Origin of the sequence: Bartonella sp. MU37NMGALS (assembly GCF_042194015.1) — a bacterium.
Lineage (GTDB): Bacteria > Pseudomonadota > Alphaproteobacteria > Rhizobiales > Rhizobiaceae > Bartonella > Bartonella grahamii.
Window position 1 is genome coordinate 187,730 of the sequence record NZ_JBHIML010000003.1, and the last position, 18,217, is coordinate 205,946.

17 protein-coding genes are annotated in these 18,217 nt (G+C 37.3%); 9 read left to right on the forward strand and 8 right to left on the reverse strand.

What is annotated here, in order from left to right; all coding sequences use genetic code 11:
* Window positions 1-798: a ParA family protein gene (locus tag ACFIJP_RS03295; protein ID WP_273722360.1), complete on the forward strand. Its 798-nt coding sequence runs from the start codon at window positions 1-3 to the stop codon at window positions 796-798.
* A gap of 32 nt (window positions 799-830) precedes the next feature.
* On the forward strand, window positions 831-1,736 hold the full coding sequence (locus ACFIJP_RS03300) for a ParB/RepB/Spo0J family partition protein (protein WP_375625524.1): 906 nt from the start codon (window positions 831-833) through the stop codon (window positions 1,734-1,736).
* A gap of 22 nt (window positions 1,737-1,758) precedes the next feature.
* Here the strand turns inward: ACFIJP_RS03300 and ACFIJP_RS03305 are convergent, their stop codons facing one another.
* From ACFIJP_RS03305 to dapF, 8 genes are all read right to left on the reverse strand, one after another.
* Window positions 1,759-2,226 carry a hypothetical protein gene (locus ACFIJP_RS03305; protein ID WP_375625525.1) on the reverse strand — a complete coding sequence of 156 codons (468 nt, stop codon included), beginning with the start codon at window positions 2,224-2,226 and terminating at the stop codon, window positions 1,759-1,761.
* A 201-nt stretch (window positions 2,227-2,427) separates the two neighbouring features.
* Entirely contained in the window at window positions 2,428-2,916 is a 489-nt protein-coding gene (locus ACFIJP_RS03310; protein ID WP_375625526.1) for a hypothetical protein, read from the reverse strand.
* A gap of 61 nt (window positions 2,917-2,977) precedes the next feature.
* Entirely contained in the window at window positions 2,978-3,322 is a 345-nt protein-coding gene (locus ACFIJP_RS03315; RefSeq protein WP_375625527.1) for a hypothetical protein, read from the reverse strand.
* 65 nt (window positions 3,323-3,387) lie between these two features.
* The gene (gloB, locus tag ACFIJP_RS03320; protein WP_375625528.1) at window positions 3,388-4,149 is read right to left on the reverse strand and encodes a hydroxyacylglutathione hydrolase; all 762 of its coding nucleotides are present in this window, start codon (window positions 4,147-4,149) and stop codon (window positions 3,388-3,390) included.
* A 61-nt stretch (window positions 4,150-4,210) separates the two neighbouring features.
* Window positions 4,211-4,897 (reverse strand): septation protein A, encoded by a 687-nt coding sequence (locus tag ACFIJP_RS03325; protein WP_375625529.1) that lies wholly within the window; start codon window positions 4,895-4,897, stop codon window positions 4,211-4,213.
* Entirely contained in the window at window positions 4,894-6,147 is a 1,254-nt protein-coding gene (ftsY, locus tag ACFIJP_RS03330) for a signal recognition particle-docking protein FtsY (RefSeq protein ID WP_375625530.1), read from the reverse strand. Before ftsY ends, ACFIJP_RS03325 begins: the two co-directional genes overlap by 4 nt.
* A 14-nt stretch (window positions 6,148-6,161) precedes the next feature.
* Window positions 6,162-7,445 carry a tRNA (N(6)-L-threonylcarbamoyladenosine(37)-C(2))-methylthiotransferase MtaB gene (gene mtaB / locus ACFIJP_RS03335; protein WP_375625531.1) on the reverse strand — a complete coding sequence of 428 codons (1,284 nt, stop codon included), beginning with the start codon at window positions 7,443-7,445 and terminating at the stop codon, window positions 6,162-6,164.
* Window positions 7,445-8,296, reverse strand: coding sequence for a diaminopimelate epimerase (gene dapF / locus ACFIJP_RS03340; protein WP_375625532.1), 852 nt, complete (start codon window positions 8,294-8,296; stop codon window positions 7,445-7,447). The genes mtaB and dapF overlap by 1 nt, the downstream gene beginning before the upstream one ends.
* Before the next feature lie 224 nt (window positions 8,297-8,520).
* Here dapF and ACFIJP_RS03345 point away from each other — a divergent pair, with 224 nt between their 5' ends.
* The 7 genes from ACFIJP_RS03345 (at window position 8,521) to odhB (ending at window position 18,216) form a co-directional block, all read left to right on the forward strand.
* Window positions 8,521-9,066, forward strand: a complete 546-nt coding sequence (locus ACFIJP_RS03345) for an AprI/Inh family metalloprotease inhibitor (protein ID WP_015857108.1) — start codon at window positions 8,521-8,523, stop codon at window positions 9,064-9,066.
* Window positions 9,067-9,164: 98 nt separating this feature from the next.
* The gene (gene zapE / locus ACFIJP_RS03350) at window positions 9,165-10,364 is read left to right on the forward strand and encodes a cell division protein ZapE (RefSeq protein ID WP_375625557.1); all 1,200 of its coding nucleotides are present in this window, start codon (window positions 9,165-9,167) and stop codon (window positions 10,362-10,364) included.
* A gap of 288 nt (window positions 10,365-10,652) precedes the next feature.
* On the forward strand, window positions 10,653-11,615 hold the full coding sequence (mdh, locus tag ACFIJP_RS03355) for a malate dehydrogenase (RefSeq protein WP_375625533.1): 963 nt from the start codon (window positions 10,653-10,655) through the stop codon (window positions 11,613-11,615).
* A 90-nt stretch (window positions 11,616-11,705) separates the two neighbouring features.
* Window positions 11,706-12,902, forward strand: coding sequence for an ADP-forming succinate--CoA ligase subunit beta (gene sucC, locus ACFIJP_RS03360; protein WP_375625534.1), 1,197 nt, complete (start codon window positions 11,706-11,708; stop codon window positions 12,900-12,902).
* 3 nt (window positions 12,903-12,905) lie between these two features.
* Window positions 12,906-13,808 carry a succinate--CoA ligase subunit alpha gene (gene sucD, locus ACFIJP_RS03365; protein ID WP_375625535.1) on the forward strand — a complete coding sequence of 301 codons (903 nt, stop codon included), beginning with the start codon at window positions 12,906-12,908 and terminating at the stop codon, window positions 13,806-13,808.
* A gap of 164 nt (window positions 13,809-13,972) precedes the next feature.
* Window positions 13,973-16,972, forward strand: coding sequence for a 2-oxoglutarate dehydrogenase E1 component (locus tag ACFIJP_RS03370; protein ID WP_375625536.1), 3,000 nt, complete (start codon window positions 13,973-13,975; stop codon window positions 16,970-16,972).
* A gap of 32 nt (window positions 16,973-17,004) precedes the next feature.
* Window positions 17,005-18,216, forward strand: a complete 1,212-nt coding sequence (odhB, locus tag ACFIJP_RS03375) for a 2-oxoglutarate dehydrogenase complex dihydrolipoyllysine-residue succinyltransferase (protein ID WP_375625537.1) — start codon at window positions 17,005-17,007, stop codon at window positions 18,214-18,216.
* Window position 18,217 lies beyond the last annotated feature (1 nt).

An 18,217-nucleotide genomic window follows, 5' to 3' on the forward strand; every position in this document is an offset into this window, starting at 1 on the left:
ATGAGCGAAACACGAATTATCGCTATTGCAAACCAAAAGGGTGGAGTCGGAAAAACAACCACAGCAATTAATCTTGCAACAGCTTTAGCGGCTATAGGTGAAAATGTCCTTATTATGGATGTTGATCCACAAGGTAATGCTAGTACAGGTTTAGGGATTGATCGTAATAACCGTCCTTTGTCTTCTTATGATGTTTTAGTTTCGGGAGTTTCAATTACACAGGCGGCTTTAAAAACAGCAGTACCCAATCTTTATATAGTTCCCTCTACACTTGATCTTTTAGGTGTGGAAATGGAAATTTCTTCATCACAAGATCGCATACAACGCTTACGTAAAGCACTCTATGATGATCCGGAAATGGAAAAAAAATTCAATTATATTTTAATTGATTGTCCCCCCTCCCTTAATCTTTTAACACTTAATGCTATGGGGGCTGCGGATTCTGTTTTAGTGCCTATGCAGTGTGAATTTTTAGCACTTGAAGGTTTAAGTCAATTACTTGAAACAGTAAAACAAGTGCGATCCGTACTTAATCCATCTTTAGAAATCCAAGGTATTGTTCTAACAATGTATGATGGACGTAATAATCTTTCAAATCAAGTTGTTGAAGATGTACGTTCTTTTATGGGAGATAAGGTTTATCGTACTGTTATTCCACGAAATGTAAGAGTATCAGAAGCGCCCTCTTTTGGAAAACCTGTATTGCTTTATGATCTCAAATGTGCTGGGAGCCAAGCTTATTTGCGTCTAGCATCAGAAATGATTCAACGTGAAAAACAAGCACGTGCTGCTGCTTAAAAAAATAAACTAAAAATTTAAAGAGCAAAATTATGAATGATGATCAATCAAAAAAAAGACTGGGTCGTGGATTAGCGGCATTAATTGGGGATATCAGTTTAAACAGCGATCTTACACGTTCATCAAATACTGACAAATTTACAGAGTCCAATACAGTTTCTTCTGTTTCTGAACGATTTGTTCCACTTGAATCTATTTCGTGCAATCCACATAATCCGCGACGCCATTTTACCGATTCAGAACTTGATAATTTAGCACAATCAATTCGTCAGCATGGTGTGGTTCAACCTGTTATTGTTAGACCTTCAAGAGATTATCCTCATCGGTTTGAATTGATCGCTGGTGAACGGCGTTGGCGTGCTGCACAACGTGCCAATTTAAGCCAATTGCCAGTTATTATCCGCGATGTAGATGATAAAACGGCTTTGGAATTGGCAATTATTGAAAATGTTCAACGTGCCGATCTTAATCCTATTGAAGAAGCAAAGGGATATGAGATGCTTCTAAATGAACATGATTATACGCAAGTAGATTTAGCGCAAGTTATAGGAAAAAGTCGTAGTCATGTTGCAAATACGCTTCGTTTGTTAAAACTTCCAGAAAAAGTGCAACAATTCTTAACTGATGGGCAACTTTCCGCAGGTCATGCACGTTGTCTTATAACTGTTGATAATCCACAGAATTTAGCCGAAAAAATTATTCGCGAAGGGCTTTCTGTGCGCCAAACAGAAATACTTGCATATGAGAAAGCGAATCCTAAAGCTAAAAAGCGTACCAATACGGAAAAAGATACTGAAACAAAATCTTTAGAAAAATTACTTGCAGATGTGATAGGAATGAAAGTTATTATTCGACATAGTAAAAAAGGTGGCGATTTAAAAATACATTACTCTTCATTAGAACAATTAGATGAAATTTGTCGGCGTTTACAAAGTTAATTAATTGTTCTAAAAAGATTTTCTAACAGTTATCTTTTAAAATTTTGATTATTCTATACATATGCTCTTTAGCAAATTCTATATTGCTTGAAGGTAAAACGTTTTTTTCATAAGTAGAATTTTCCTCATCAGTAAGTACATATAATGTAGCTTGAAGTGCTAGGTGAGCAACAACAAAATCTTTTGATGTCATATTATTTTCTTTTAAAATATTCACAAGTTTTGGTTTACTAGAAATATAGGCAGCGTATTTTTCAATATTATCATTATAAGTACTGAGATCACTTTTTGTATTTGTTTGTTCTGGTTCTAAAGATAAATTTTTACATTCTGCGTTGATTTTTTCCAGCTTTAAAAGAAGATCTTCTGTTAAGGGATAATTTGCAATGAAAGATGGTATAAAAGAAGGACCATCTATTTCTTGTTTTTTTTCTTGAGCGTATGATATAAAAGAAAAAATGAAGAAAAAACACACTAAAAATTTAAACATGACTAAAAATTATCCTTTCTTTTTTGAATTTCAATAAAAAATTTTTTATCTGTTGTTCTTTATTTATAGAAAAACATTTGTAAATATAATTGAAATAACACAATTATTAGGAATGATAAAAACACGGTGTTTTTTTAATACACTGACTTCTTTATTAGAATTGGATTAATGGGATAATATTTTCTAACGTTTCATAACTGATTAGTTGCTCAAAATGAGTTTTTCACAGCTCTCTGAAAGAATTGTTGCTTTGTAAAAATGTTTTTTAACAAATTCAATATTGTTTAAAAAGATAGTATTTTTCTCAGTAGAATATTCCTGTTCAGGTACAAATGCAAGAAGCGCTGATATTTCTTTGAGTGCTAAGGTTCCAGCAGCAAAATCTTTTGGTTTTATATCATTTTTTTTTAAAATATTCAAAAGTTTTGGTTTACTAGAAATATAGGTAGTGAAGTTTTCAATACTAGAGTGGATACTAGAATCATAAGTGATAAGATCATTTTTTATTTCTGGAAGTAAGTTTTTACATTCTTTTTCAATTTTTTCCAGCTTTAAAAGAAGATTTTCTGTTAAGGGATAATTTGCAAAGAGAGGTGATATAAGAGAAGAATTATCTGTTTCTTGTTTTTTTTCTTGAGCGTATGATACAAAAGAAAAAATGAAGAAAAAACACACTAAAAATTTAAACATGATTAAAAATGATCCTTTCTTTTTCGTATTTCAGCGAATTTTTATTCATTTATGAATTCAATCAATTTTTTAAAGTAGGATCGTTACAAATTTTTCTTGTAACAATCGATATTCTATCCATATGTTTTTTACCAAATTCCAAATTGCTTAAAAAAACGCCGTTTTTTTTATCAAATTCAAGATTCCAAGCAAGCGTTCCTAATGTTATTACAATCGCATTGCAACCAAGATGAAAATCTTTAGGCGTGATGTTATTGTTTTTTAAAATATTTATTAATTCTGGCGGTAAATTTTCATACTCTTTTACAATTTGTTCCATTTTTAAGAGAAAATCTTCTGTTAAAGGGTAATTTTCAATGAAATACGGGAAATCGAATTGATTATCTGTTTCCTTTTCCTCTGCCATCGTTAGTTGAGTATGTATCACTAAAAGAAAAAGAAGGAAAAAACGTAATACGAACTTAAGCATGGTTAAAAGTTATTCTTTCTTCTTCGAATTTCAGCAAAGACGTTTTCATCTGTTTCTTTTTCCATTGAAAGGTTTCTTCGCAACACACTATCATCCCAGCGGAGAAAGGGATTGGTGGCTTTTTCTTGCCCTAAAGTGACTGGTAAAGTCATAGCGTTTTTTGCACGTAGAAAAAAAACTTCTTCTACTCTTTGACGAAGTTTCTGATTATGTGGATCAAGTGTTAATGCGAAAAGAGCATTGGTTTTGGTATATTCATGACCACAATAAATAAGTGTTTTATCGGGAAGTTGACGAAGCTTTTTTAAAGAGTTGAGCATTTGAGTAGGTGTTCCTTCGAAAAGGCGTCCACAACCGAGGGAGAAAAGTGTATCTCCAGCAAAGAGTAAACTCTTTTCAGGAAAATAATAAGATAATGCGCCCAAAGTGTGACCAGGTGTTGAAAGAGCTAAAAGCGGGTGCGTGCCAAAGAAAAGATTTTCATCAGGTTGAAGTGTTTGATCAAGATGATTAATCTTTTCTTTCTCTGCTTCTGGTCCAATAACCATAGCGTTGTAAACTTGTTTTAATTCTGCTATGGCTGCTACATGATCGTGATGATGATGAGTTACAAAAATAGTCTGAAGTGTCCAATTGTGACGTTTTAAGGCGTTATGAATCGCTTCACCTTCAGGAGCATCTATTGCAGCTGTCATACCACTTTTTTCATCATGAATGAGTACACCGAAATTGTCTTCTCGACAAATAAACTGTTCAATCAACATATCTTTTCTCCCAAACAGTGTTTGGAGATGAATCTATAAAATAATCAGTAGTAGTGATTTTTTACGAATCAGATTTGTCATCTTCTGTAAAAAGTCCTTTTGAATGTTTTATAATTATAGGCATTTGGGTAATCATGAAAAGGACTGTTATAGGCATGACGCCAAATACTTTGAAACTTGTCCAGAAATTATCGCTAAAATTACGCCAAATTATTTCATTCAAAAGGGCAAGAAAAATGAAAAAAAACGCCCAACGATAGGTAAGTTTTTGCCAACCTAAATCATCAAGTTTTAAGGTAGAATCAAGAGCATAACGTAAAAGTGGTTTTTTAAAAAACATCCCACCAAAGAGAATGAGCGCAAATAAGCTATTAATAATTGTTGGTTTCATTTTGATGAAAGTATCATTATGAAGCCAAAGAGTTAAAAATCCAAAGACTAGAACAAATATTCCTGAAAGAAGAGGCATAATAGGAATTTGTCTTGCAAGGATCCATGATAAGCTTAGAGAAATAATAATCGCTACCATAAAAATAGCTGTTGCAGGGAAAATAGGTTTACTAAAATTTTGAAAAAATCCAATGTTTTTTATCAACCATTCTCCTTTATAATTGGCAAAAAAGAAAGCAACCAAAGGCCCCATTTCTAAGAGGAACTTAAGTGTTGGTGAGAGGGGATTTTTCTTATTGTTATTCATATTTTTTTCAGAATTATTGCGTGAATTAGAGTTAGATAAAGGCTGTTTCATGTATGTTTTCCTGCGATAGTTTCGGCAAAGTCAGAAGCAGAAAAAGGTTGAAGGTCTTCAATATTTTCTCCTATACCGATAAAATAAACGGGTAATTTATATTTTGCTGCTATAGCGACAAGAATTCCTCCTCGTGCGGTTCCATCCAGCTTTGTCATGACTAAACCATTAACACCAGCAATATCACGGAAAATCCCTACTTGGTTGAGTGCATTTTGCCCGGTAGTTGCATCAAGCGTTTGAAGGATTGTATGGGGTGCTTGGGGTGTGTGTTTCTTTAAAACACGAATAATTTTTGCTAACTCATCCATCAATTCAGATTTATTTTGTAAACGCCCTGCTGTATCAATAATTAATACATCACTGTTTGCTTTTTTTGCTTTTTCATAAGCATCAAAGGCTAAGCTAGCGGCATCTGCACCCAATTTTGTCGAAATAACAGGAGAATCAGTATGTTTACCCCAAATATGCAATTGTTCAATAGCTGCGGCTCGGAAAGTGTCACCAGCTGCAAGCACAACTTTTAATCCTCCTGCTGTTAATTTTGCTGCAAGTTTTCCGATTGTTGTCGTTTTTCCAGTTCCATTTACACCTACCAGCAAAATAACATGAGGTTTATAGCTGAGATCAAGTTCTAATGGAATTGCAACAGGTTCCAGAACTTTTTTGACCTCATTAGCTACAATAGTATGAATATCGTCTGGGGAAAGATCTTTTCCGTAACGACTGGAAGCTAAAGTATTTGTGATGCGTGTCGCCGTTTCTACTCCAAGATCAGCTTGGATAAGGATATCTTCGAGCTCTTGCAATGTATCTTCATCAAGTTTTCTTTTAACAAAGAGGTCGCCAATTGATCCGCTTAGGCGTTGTGAAGAAAGGGATAGACTTTTTTTAAGGCGCCCAAACCACGCTATCCTTTTTTGTTCAACAGAAAGTTCAGATAAAATTTCTTCATTCTTTTTTTCACGGATGTTGTCTGTGACAATAATTTTACCAGAAAGAGGAATTTTATCAGAATGAGATTCTAGAAATGGAGATTTTTCATCATATTTTGTAAGTGTTGACTCTCGATTTTTTGTTTGTTCTTCTTTTTCTGTGTCTATAGAGATTTGGTTATTTTTTGTCCTTTCATTTTTGTCTTTATTTTCTTCCATTACACCGCTTTTATCAGGAATAGAAATCTGTTGTTCCATTTCCTGCTCTTGAGATTTGTTAAAAGAGAATATTTTTTTTATAAAAGATTTCGTCATAAGAATTTTCCTGCTCAAGCAGCGTTTAATTTTGGAAGGATAGCAATCAATTTATCGCCATCATGATCAACGATAAGGGCTTGAACAATTGTTCCTGCTTTTGCACCTTTAACTTGTACAAGAGTATAATCTTCTGTTCGTCCGATTTCATCTTTTTCAACGAGAATTGTTTGTAGACTGTTTTGTAAATGAGCAAGATGCTTTTGGTAAGCCTCCTCACCTGCTTTACGTAATTTTTCAGCACGCATCTTAACTATTTTACGGTTGATTTGTGGCATACGTGCGGCAGGTGTTCCTTCTCTTGGACTAAAGGGGAAGACATGGAGATGGGTTAAATTACAATCTTTGATTAAAATAAGACTGTTTTGAAACATCTCTTCTGTTTCTGTAGGAAAACCAGCAATTAAGTCGGCACCATAAACCATTGTAGGACGTTTGGCACGCAATTCTTGGCAAAATTGAATAGCATGTTCGCGTAAGTGTCGCCGTTTCATCCGTTTTAAAATCATATTATCACCTGCTTGCAAAGATAAATGCAAATGGGGCATGATCCTTGTTTCATAAGCTAAAAGATTGATGAGTTCTTCGTCTGCTTCAATTGAGTCAATAGATGAGAGGCGTAATCGCGCTAAGTCAGGGACATGATGCAAAATTGCTGAAGTTAATTTTCCTAGAGTAGCTTTTCCAGGAAGATCGTGACCATAACTTGTAAGATCAACACCTGTAAGGACCACTTCTTGGATACCCTCACCTACCAGCTTTTTAATTTGTTCTATGACAGCACCCATGGGAACTGAGCGAGATGATCCTCGTCCATAAGGAATAATGCAAAATGTACAGCGATGATCACATCCATTTTGTACCTGTACAAAAGCGCGGGTGCGCTCTTGCATTGCACTGACCATATGTGGAGCAATTTTTTGTACTTCCATAATGTCATTGATACGCACTTTTTCGGAATGGTTAATACCAAAATCAGGAAGTTGACGATAAGAATGGGCGTGAAGTTTATCTTCGTTTCCTAAAACGAGATCCACTTCTGTCATTGAGGCAAAATTTTGCCCTTCTGTTTGGGCTGCACACCCTGTTACAATGATACGTGCATGAGGATTTTCACGTCGTGCTTTGCGGATAGCTTGTTTTGCTTGTCGTACGGCTTCGGCAGTGACAGCACAAGTATTAAAGATAATAGCACCATCTTTAAGCTGATCTAGCCCTGAAAAAGTACTTTCTTTGCGAATGATTTCCGATTCGTAGCTATTAAGTCGACAACCAAAAGTTACAATTTCTATTGCCATCAGGAGTGATCCTTTTTATAGCACCCTGTTAGAGGGCTTAAAAAACCACTAAATTGATATTTTATTGGTCCTATCATAATAACGTGATCGTCTTCTCGGTAAAAAATATTAAGTGTTCCCTTTGGTAAGTTTACATCAATATGGCGTTGTGTGAGACCACGACGATAAGCAGCCACTGCACTTGCACAGGCAGCACTCCCACATGCTTGTGTTAATCCTGCTCCTCGCTCCCATGTCCGTAAATTTAGACTTTTCTTTGACGTTATGCAAGCAATGGAAATATTGCACTGTTCGGGAAATAGGGGATCATGTTCAAGTTTCGGCCCATATTTTTCTAATGGAATATGTTGAATATCATTTTCAACAAAAAAGATAGCATGGAGATTGCCAATGGATATGAGACAAGCATCTTTTAGGGGACCAGCCGTAATTTCTACGTGATTGGTATCAACTATTTCACGTGAAACAGGCATCTCTTTTGCATTGAAATTTGGGCATCCCATATCAACAGAAATGAGATTATCGGTTTGATATTTCCCTTCAATAATTCCAGCGGGAGTTTCTAAACGAAATTTTTCACCAAAATTGTGATTTTTAAGCCATGCAACAACACAGCGGGTACCATTGCCACAAGCTTTAGCCATTGATCCGTCGGCATTCCATATTTCTATGCGGAAGTCGGCTTTTTTCTGGGTTGGTGTGTGGATAGCCATGATTTGATCAAAATGCATTTCGGGATCTGCCGACAAAGCGAGGATTGCTTGCGATGTAAGAGTATGAGTGCTTTCACGCATATCAACAACAATAATTTGATTTCCAAGACCGTCCATTTTGCTAAATGGCGTTTTCATGAAACTTCTCTATTTCTAATGATTACTTATAAAGAGATATATGACTGAAAATCTTATAAATTTCTAGTGTTTAATAAATATAAAATTGGGTACATAAATTATTTCGTTTAAAATAAATGATTTTAACCTATTTTTTTAATTTGTTAATTTATCTTTGTAACTATAACAAATATTCACTTAATTTCTTTGTGAACTTATTTATTGTCGTGGGAGAGAGTACAGATATGTCGTTTTCAAAAATTTCGTTTTTCGTTGCACTATCAACTGTAATGCTTTTAGGGGGATGTTCAACAACACGGTTTGACAGTAATGACGGTAGTAACGCATTAGAAGTTTTTTATCCATCTCAACAAATGACAACATTGGAAGTGTCTGATCTGTCATCTACTTCTTCGTCGATATCTGAGGCAGCAAACGCTTCGATGTATGAGAAGGGAGATTCTCAGAGTGATGGACGAATGGCTAGTCTCGAATTGCCAAGTAATGCTACTGATTTATTTCCTGCAAGTGTTGCTGGTGTATGGAATCTTTCTATGGGGGGTAAAGTTTGCCGGATCGCAACGCCGCAAACAAAGTTTGGACAAGGGTACCGTGCTGGTCCTTTACACTGTCCAGGAATTGCTTCTCAAGTGAGATCGTGGGCTGTTAAAGGAAAAAGATTATATTTTTATAATAACTCTGGACGTGTTATCCTTGCTCTCTACTCTTCAAATGTTGATCGTTTTGAGGGACGTACACTTGATGATCATCCCGTTGTTTTAAGTCGTTAAATCATTTTTGATCGTTTATGAAAAACTAAGCTAGACGGACAGATTCGTGAAAAGTATTTATATTCTTCATTGAGAACGGTTTGAAAAAGGTTGTTTGGATGATTCTCGTTTCAACACGTTATAAAGAGCTTGTCTCTAAAGGAGAGGTTTGTTTTGATCCCGCTCAATTAGCTATAACAGAATATTTTGATCATTTATTAAAAAAAATTGCGGAACAAAACATCTCTCGTCCTTGGACTTGGAAATTTTGCTCTTTCTTTAATAGAATATTTAAAAGAAAAAAACAAAATATTTCTTGTGTTGTAAAACAAGGGGATGAAAAAGGTTCTTTTCAGGGATTATATGTTTTTGGTGAAGTAGGACGGGGCAAAACTATGTTGATGGATTTGTTCTTTTCTTGTTTGCCTAAAGGTCATAAAAAGCGTGCTCATTTTAATGATTTTATGACTGATGTGCATGAGCGTATTAATTTTTATCGTCAAGCATCTGGGGGTGAAAAATTTAAACAAGATAATCCTATTTTAGCTGTTGCTGAAGATCTTGCACGAGAAGCAAAGGTACTTTGTTTTGATGAGTTTAGTGTAACAGATATTGCTGATGCTATGGTGTTGGGGCGGCTTATTTCTGCTTTGTTTGATAAAGGAATTTTCTTTATTGCGACTTCAAATGTGGCGCCGGATAACCTTTATTGTAACGGTTTAAATCGTGAACTCTTTTTGCCTTTTATTCAAGTTTTGAAAGCATATGTTCGTGTTGTTAATCTTGATGCAAAAACAGATTATCGTCTTGAAAAATCAAATCTACAGCCTGTGTATGTAGCACCTTTAGGAAAAAAAGCAGATGAATGCATGGATCAAGCATGGGCATTTGTATTGCAAGGACATAAGGAGATATCTGATGAGCTTTCTATAAAAGGGCGCCTTATTCCTATTCCGCGCGTTGGTGCAGGATGTGCACGCTTTGATTATGGAGATTTATGTGCAAAGCCTTTGGCAGCGGCTGAGTATTTGGTATTAGGGGAGCGTTATCATACGATTTTTATTGATAATGTACCGGTCATGGATGATACATGTCGCAATGAAACAAAACGGTTTATTTTGCTTATTGATATTCTTTATGAGCGCCACATACGGTTATTTATGTCGGCAGCGGCAGAGGTGGGGGATTTGTATAAAGGGAATGCACAGATTACGGAAACATTTGAATTTCAAAGAACACAGTCACGTCTTTTTGAAATGCAAAGCCACAATTATTTAAAACTTTGGGAAGAACATTTTCTTTTGAAGAAGAAGCATTGATTATACTTTTACCTTTACGTAAACTGTAAAAACAATAACTCTTTGAAATTAAAGAAACGTAATAATTCTGTTGTATTTTTTTTAAATTCACTTTATCGATACATCGTGATAATTTTCTAATAGTTGTTTCAGCGGAGGTTTGTTGTTTCTGTAAGGAGAAAAATTTGTAAATTTCATTTCTTTACTCCTTTTTATGATATTGTTTGAATATGGTTGAAGTCAAAAATATTCAGTATAGGGACGCTGATGGGTGTGCGCTGAATTATCTAAAAGTTAGGAAAAAATAAAATGGCACGAAAAAAAATAGCTCTCATTGGTTCAGGTATGATTGGTGGTACTTTAGCACATATTATTGGGCTTAAAGAACTTGGTGATGTTGTTTTATTTGATATTGCGGAAGGTGTGCCACAAGGTAAGGCTCTAGATATCGCCGAATCTTCTCCCGTCGACGGTTTTGATATCAGTTTAAAAGGTGCTAATGCTTATGAAGCAATTGAAGGATCTGATGTTGTTATTGTAACAGCAGGCGTTGCGCGAAAACCTGGTATGAGCCGGGATGATCTTTTGGGCATTAATTTAAAGGTGATGGAACAAGTTGGAGCTGGAATTAAAAAATACGCGTCTTCAGCATTTGTTATTTGTATTACCAATCCCCTTGATGCGATGGTGTGGGCATTGCAGAAATTTTCAGGTCTCCCTACACATAAAGTGGTTGGTATGGCTGGTGTTCTTGATTCAGCACGTTTTCGTCATTTCTTATCTGAGGAATTTAAGGTCTCTGTTAAAGATGTGACAGCGTTTGTTTTAGGAGGGCACGGTGATTCAATGGTTCCTCTCGTGCGTTATTCAACGGTTGGTGGTATTTCTTTGCCTGATCTTGTAAAGATGGGCTGGACGACACAGGAAAGAATTGATCAAATTATCCAGCGTACCCGTGATGGTGGTGCAGAAATTGTTGGTTTGTTAAAAACAGGTTCTGCTTATTATGCACCAGCAGCTTCTGCTGTTTCTATGGCTGAGGCCTATTTAAAGGACACTAAGCGTGTTGTGCCTGTTGCAGCTTATCTTTCAGGAGAATATGGGGTTAATGATACCTACGTTGGTGTTCCTGTTGTAATTGGTGCAGGTGGTGTTGAGCGAGTCATTGAAATTGATCTTGATAAAGAAGAAAGAGATGCTTTTGATCATTCAGTAAATGCAGTTAAAAAGCTTTGTAAAGCTTGTATTGCTCTTGTGCCTAGTCTCAAGTAAATTGAACAAGATTTAATTCATTAAAACTAAGTATTTAGAATATTAAAACTTTAGGATTAATAATGATCCATAAAAGAAAAGGACAAATGCATGAATATCCATGAGTATCAGGCCAAACGTCTGCTTCATGAATATGGAGCACCAATTGCAAATGGTGTCGCTGTTTATTCTGTAGAGCAAGCTGAAAAATGGGTGGAAAAATTGCCCGGACCTCTCTATGTGGTTAAAAGTCAGATACACGCTGGTGGTCGTGGTAAGGGTAAGTTTAAAGAACTTGGTCCTGATGCAAAGGGTGGTGTTCGGCTTGCAAAATCTGTTGAAGAAGTTGTTGCAAATGTTCAAGAAATGCTTGGTAAAACTTTGGTAACCAAACAAACGGGTCCAGAGGGTAAGCAGGTCAATCGTCTTTACATTGAGGATGGTGCCGATATTGAAAGGGAGCTTTATCTTTCACTTTTGGTTGATCGTGGCGTTGGTCGAATTGCTTTTGTTGTTTCAACAGAAGGTGGAATGGATATTGAAACGGTTGCTGAAGAGACACCAGAAAAAATATTCACGCTTCCCATTGATGCTGTAGAGGGTGTTACTTCGGTTGATTGTGCAAGACTTTGTGATGCATTGAAACTACAAAGTAGTGCGCGAGAAGATGGTGAAAAGCTTTTTCCGATTCTCTATAAGGCATTTTGTGAAAAAGATATGAGCCTTTTAGAAATCAATCCGCTTATTGTGATGAAAGATGGTCGTTTACGTGTTCTTGATGCAAAAGTTTCTTTTGATAATAATGCTCTATTTCGTCATCCAGATATTTTAGAATTACGCGATCTTTCAGAAGAGGATCCAAAAGAAATTGAAGCATCAAAGCATGATCTTGCTTATGTTGCTCTTGAGGGTACAATTGGCTGCATGGTTAATGGTGCGGGTCTTGCTATGGCAACAATGGATATTATCAAACTCTATGGAGCTGAGCCTGCAAATTTTCTTGACGTTGGTGGTGGAGCGTCAAAAGAAAAGGTGACAGCTGCTTTTAAAATTATTACGGCCGATCCAAATGTTAAGGGCATTTTGGTTAACATTTTTGGTGGTATTATGCGTTGTGATGTCATTGCTGAAGGTGTGGTTGCTGCTGTTCGTGAGGTTGGTTTAAAGGTTCCCTTAGTTGTTCGTCTTGAAGGCACTAATGTTGAGCAGGGTAAAGCAATTATCAATGAAAGTGGTTTGAATGTTATTCCTGCTGATGATTTAGATGATGCTGCTCAAAAAATTGTTGCAGCCGTGAAGGGAGCTTAAGCCGTGTCGATTCTTGTGAATAAAGAGACAAAAGTTCTAGTTCAAGGGCTTACAGGAAAAACAGGAACATTTCATACAGAACAGGCGCTTGCTTATCATGGTACGCAAATGGTTGGGGGTGTTAATCCTAAAAAGGGTGGAGAAACATGGGAAGGTTCAAAAGGCGAAACTCTTCCTATCTTTGCTAATGTTGCAGAAGCAAAGGAAAAAACAGGCGCGGATGCTTCTGTTATTTATGTTCCGCCTGCAGGGGCTGCGGCAGCTATTATAGAGGCTATTGAAGCTGAAGTTCGTTTAATTATCTGTATTACGGAAGGTATTCCCGTTATGGATATGGTTAAAGTGAAGGCGCGGTTAGAAAACTCAAAGTCTCGTCTTATCGGTCCTAATTGTCCTGGTATTCTTACACCAAATGAATGTAAAATTGGTATTATGCCTGGTTCTATTTTTAGAAAAGGTTCTGTTGGGGTTGTTTCGAGGTCGGGAACTTTAACTTATGAAGCCGTTTTTCAAACGAGTCAGGAAGGTCTCGGGCAAACAACTGCGATAGGGATTGGTGGCGACCCTGTTAAGGGCACTGAATTTATTGATGTGTTGGAAATGTTTTTAGCGGATGATGAAACTCAGTCTATTGTTATGATTGGGGAGATTGGTGGTTCTGCTGAAGAAGAAGCAGCACAGTTTCTGCAAGATGAAGCAAAAAAAGGTCGTAAAAAACCAGTTGTTGGCTTTATTGCTGGCCGTACAGCTCCTCCAGGACGTACAATGGGACATGCTGGTGCTGTTATTTCTGGTGGTAAAGGTGGAGCAGAAGATAAAATTGCGGCAATGGAATCAGCAGGGATTCGAGTGTCTCCTTCACCATCACAGATAGGTAAGACTTTGATGTCAGTTTTGAAGGGCTAAAAGAAAATTTCATCTGAATAAGAAAAAGTTCTTAGATTCAGGTGAAAAAACTTGAGTATAAAAAGGTAAAATTTTTTTGAATGTTTGAATCATTGCTTGTTTTGTAAGCATTAAAAGGTCGAAAAGAGATATAAGGAGACGGAATAGATGTTCCGGAGAGGTATATGGCAAGGCAGGACGAAATAAAGAGCCTTTTTGCACAGACATCATTTCTTTATGGTGGCAATGCGGATTATATAGATCAGCTTTATGCTCAATATGAAAAAGATCCTACCAGTGTTGATTCACAGTGGCGTGCTTTTTTTGAAGGACTTCATGATAATAAAGAAGATGTTCTCAGAAATGCTGAAGGGGCGACATGGCAAAGTGATCATTGGCCAGTAAAGGCAAATGGAGAATTGGTTTCTGCTCTTGATGGTGATTGGTCTTCTCTTGAAAAATATATTGGTGATAAATTAAAGGAAAAAGCAATAACAGGTGCTGCACAAAAGGGAAAAACTTCCAGTGAGCAAGATGTTATTCGTGCAACACGTGATTCCGTTCATGCAATTATAATGATTCGTGCTTTTCGAGCACGGGGGCATCTTCGTGCGCGGCTTGACCCTCTTCAATTGGCCGAAAAACAAGAAGATTATAAGGAACTTTCTCCAGAAGCTTATGGTTTTACTCCAGCTGATTATGAGCGTCCCATTTTTATTGATAATGTTTTAGGGTTGGAATATGCAACTATTCCACAAATGCTTGAAATTCTCAACCGTACTTATTGTTCAACAATCGGTGTGGAATATATGCATGTTTCTGATCCGGTTCAGAAAGCATGGCTTCAAGAACGCATTGAAGGGCGAGATGAAAAAACTTCTTTCACACAACAAGACAAGAAAGCTATCCTTAATAAGCTTATTCAGGCGGAAGGTTTCGAACAGTTTTTAGACACTAAATATAAAGGTACAAAGCGTTTTGGACTCGATGGTGGTGAAGCGCTGATTCCCGCTCTTGAACAGATTATCAAATGTGGTAGTGCTTTAGGGGTTAGGGAAGTTATTTTAGGAATGGCACATCGTGGTCGTTTAAATGTTCTTTCACAAGTTCTTGCCAAGCCGCATAGGGCTATTTTTCATGAGTTCAAAGGGGGATCTTATAAGCCTGATGATGTGGAGGGATCCGGTGATGTCAAATATCATTTGGGAACTTCAGCTGATCTTGAATTTGATGGTAAAAAAGTTCATTTATCGCTGTTGGCCAATCCATCTCATCTTGAGATTGTTGATCCGGTTGTTATAGGAAAAGCACGCGCTAAACAAGATCAACTTATGGGACCTGCACATACTGATTTACTCTCATTAAGTGAGCGTTCAAAAGTGATGCCACTGCTTATTCATGGTGATGCTGCTTTTGCAGGACAAGGCGTTATCCAAGAAACTTTTGGTCTTTCAGGTCTTAAAGGTTATCGTGTTGCAGGCTCACTTCATGTGATTATCAATAATCAGATTGGTTTTACAACATCTCCGCGTTTTTCACGTTCTTCGCCTTATCCATCAGATGTTGCAAAAATGATTGATGCACCAATTTTCCATGTGAATGGTGATGATCCTGAGGCAGTTGTTTTTGTTGCAAAAATAGCAACAGAGTTTCGCCAAATTTTCCATAAACCAGCGGTTATTGATATGTTTTGTTATCGCCGTTATGGGCATAATGAAGGTGATGAGCCTTCCTTTACGCAGCCACTTATGTACAAGGCAATTCGTAATCATAAAACAACACTTCAACTTTATAGTGACCAATTGGTAGCAGAAGGGGTGATTTCTCTAGAAGAGATTGAGCAACAAAAAAAATTATGGCGCGATAAGCTTGAAGGTGAATTTGAAGCAAGTGCTTCTTATAAGCCTAATAAGGCTGATTGGCTTGATGGAAGCTGGACGGGACTCAAAGCTTTTAGTAGTTCTGATGAGCAACATTCTAGAACAACCGGTGTTGAATTAAAAATTTTAAAGGAAATTGGTCAAAAAATTGTCGAAATTCCGGCAGGTTTTCACGTTCACAAAACCATTCAACGTTTTTTAAATAATCGTGCTAAAATTTTTGAAACCGGTGAGGGTGTTGACTGGGCAACCGCTGAAGCTCTAGCTTTTGGTTCGCTTTGTTTGGAAGGAGCACCGGTTCGTCTTTCCGGTGAGGATGTTGAACGGGGAACTTTTTCGCAACGTCATTCAGTTCTTTATGACCAAGAAAATGAGGCGCGTTATATTCCTTTGAATCATTTACAAAAAGGGCAAGCGCTTTATGAAGTTGTTAATTCTATGCTTTCTGAAGAAGCTGTTCTTGGTTTTGAATATGGATATTCTCTTGCTGAACCACGTGGTTTAACGCTTTGGGAAGCGCAATTTGGTGATTTCTCCAATGGTGCACAGGTCATTTTTGACCAATTTATTTCTTCTGCGGAGCGTAAGTGGCTTCGTATGTCTGGTCTTGTGTGTTTATTGCCTCATGGTTTTGAAGGGCAAGGGCCGGAGCATTCTTCTGCACGTTTAGAACGGTTTCTTCAACTTTGTGCGGAAGATAATATGCAGGTTGCTAATTGTACAACCCCTGCAAATTATTTTCATATTTTGCGTCGACAAATTAAGCGTGATTTCCGTAAGCCATTGATTTTGATGACACCGAAATCACTTTTACGTCATAAGCGAGCTGTTTCTCTTCTCAATGAAATGGGGCCAGAAACAAGTTTCTGTCGTGTTTTGCTTGATGATGCAGAATGTCTCAAAGATTCTGTCATTAAGTTGCAAAAAGATAATAAAATTCGCCGTGTCGTTCTTTGTACTGGTAAGGTTTATTACGACCTTTATGAAGAACGTGAAAAAAAGGGTATTGATGATGTTTACCTCCTTCGTGTTGAACAACTTTATCCTTTCCCTGCTAAAGTTTTGGTGAATGTGTTGTCGCGCTTTTTGCAGGCGGAAGTTTTTTGGTGCCAAGAGGAACCAAAAAACATGGGGGCTTGGTCATTTATTGAGCCTTATTTGGAATGGGTTTTGACGCATATTAATGCGCAATATTCACGTGCTCGTTATGCAGGACGTCCTGCGAGTGCGTCACCGGCCTCTGGGTTAATGGTGAAACACCTTGAACAACTGGCTGCGTTTCTTAAAGACGCGTTAGGTTCTTAATTTATTACTACTCTGATGTATGGAAAAATATTATGACTACTGAAATTCGTGTTCCTACTTTGGGCGAATCGGTTACCGAAGCAACGATTGGCAAATGGTTTAAAAAACTTGGCGAAGCTGTCGCTATGGATGAGCCTTTGGTTGAATTAGAAACTGATAAGGTAACCGTTGAAGTTCCTTCTCCTGTTGCGGGAAAATTATCTGAAATCATTGCAAAAGAAGGCGATACGGTTGAAGTAAATGCTCTTTTAGGAGTGGTGGAAGCTGGAGAAGCTGGTGTCTCCCAATCATCTTCACCTTCTGCTACACTTGTTCCAGCAGCTTCATCTGAATCGGAGAAGCCTGCTTCGAGCAGTACAATGCCTCCTTCTCCTTCAGCAGCAAAATTGATGGCTGAAAATAATGTTGCAAAAAGCGATATTTCAGGTTCTGGAAAACGTGGACAAATTCTTAAAGAAGATGTTCTTGGTGGATTAAAACAAAGTACAAATGCTCCTACACCCTCTTCTTCTGCGACGAGTTCTTCGGCAACTCCTGTTCAAGAAACACGTGAAGAGCGGGTTCGTATGACGAAATTGCGTCAAACAATTGCTCGCCGTCTTAAAGATGCACAAAATATAGCAGCAATGTTAACCACATTTAATGAGGTTGATATGTCAGCGGTGATGGATTTGCGCAAGCGTTATAAGGATCTTTTTGAAAAGAAACATGGTGTTAAACTTGGTTTTATGGGTTTTTTTACCAAGGCTGTTTGTCATGCATTAAAAGAACTTCCCGCTGTTAATGCCGAGATTGATGGGACAGATATTGTTTACAAAAACTATGTCAATGTCGGAATTGCTGTTGGAACGGATAAAGGGCTTGTTGTTCCAGTGGTGCGAGATGCAGATCAAATGTCATTGGCAGAGATTGAAAAAGAGATTGGGCGTTTGGGGCGTCTTGCGCGTGATGGAAAATTAGCCGTTTCTGATATGCAGGGCGGAACTTTTACCATTACCAATGGTGGTGTGTATGGATCGTTGATGTCAACACCGATTTTGAATGCACCACAATCTGGTATTTTGGGAATGCATGCGATTAAAGAGCGAGCAATGGTTGTTGAGGGCCAAGTTGTGATCCGCCCCATGATGTATTTAGCGCTTTCTTACGATCACCGTATTGTGGATGGGCAAGAAGCTGTAACTTTCCTTGTACGTGTTAAGGAAAGCTTAGAGGATCCGGAACGCCTTGTTCTTGATTTGTAAA

Bases quoted from the DNA above. Each gene is read 5' to 3' on its own strand.
- ACFIJP_RS03295 (WP_273722360.1), top strand. From the start codon at position 1: ATGAGCGAAACACGAATTATCGCTATTGCAAACCAAAAGGGTGGAGTC.
- ACFIJP_RS03300 (WP_375625524.1), top strand. From the start codon at position 831: ATGAATGATGATCAATCAAAAAAAAGACTGGGTCGTGGATTAGCGGCA.
- ACFIJP_RS03305 (WP_375625525.1), bottom strand. From the start codon at position 2,226: ATGTTTAAATTTTTAGTGTGTTTTTTCTTCATTTTTTCTTTTATATCA.
- ACFIJP_RS03310 (WP_375625526.1), bottom strand. From the start codon at position 2,916: ATGTTTAAATTTTTAGTGTGTTTTTTCTTCATTTTTTCTTTTGTATCA.
- ACFIJP_RS03315 (WP_375625527.1), bottom strand. From the start codon at position 3,322: ATGGCAGAGGAAAAGGAAACAGATAATCAATTCGATTTCCCGTATTTC.
- gloB (WP_375625528.1), bottom strand. From the start codon at position 4,149: ATGTTGATTGAACAGTTTATTTGTCGAGAAGACAATTTCGGTGTACTC.
- ACFIJP_RS03325 (WP_375625529.1), bottom strand. From the start codon at position 4,897: ATGAAACAGCCTTTATCTAACTCTAATTCACGCAATAATTCTGAAAAA.
- ftsY (WP_375625530.1), bottom strand. From the start codon at position 6,147: ATGACGAAATCTTTTATAAAAAAAATATTCTCTTTTAACAAATCTCAA.
- mtaB (WP_375625531.1), bottom strand. From the start codon at position 7,445: ATGGCAATAGAAATTGTAACTTTTGGTTGTCGACTTAATAGCTACGAA.
- dapF (WP_375625532.1), bottom strand. From the start codon at position 8,296: ATGAAAACGCCATTTAGCAAAATGGACGGTCTTGGAAATCAAATTATT.
- ACFIJP_RS03345 (WP_015857108.1), top strand. From the start codon at position 8,521: ATGTCGTTTTCAAAAATTTCGTTTTTCGTTGCACTATCAACTGTAATG.
- zapE (WP_375625557.1), top strand. From the start codon at position 9,165: ATGATTCTCGTTTCAACACGTTATAAAGAGCTTGTCTCTAAAGGAGAG.
- mdh (WP_375625533.1), top strand. From the start codon at position 10,653: ATGGCACGAAAAAAAATAGCTCTCATTGGTTCAGGTATGATTGGTGGT.
- sucC (WP_375625534.1), top strand. From the start codon at position 11,706: ATGAATATCCATGAGTATCAGGCCAAACGTCTGCTTCATGAATATGGA.
- ACFIJP_RS03370 (WP_375625536.1), top strand. From the start codon at position 13,973: ATGGCAAGGCAGGACGAAATAAAGAGCCTTTTTGCACAGACATCATTT.
- odhB (WP_375625537.1), top strand. From the start codon at position 17,005: ATGACTACTGAAATTCGTGTTCCTACTTTGGGCGAATCGGTTACCGAA.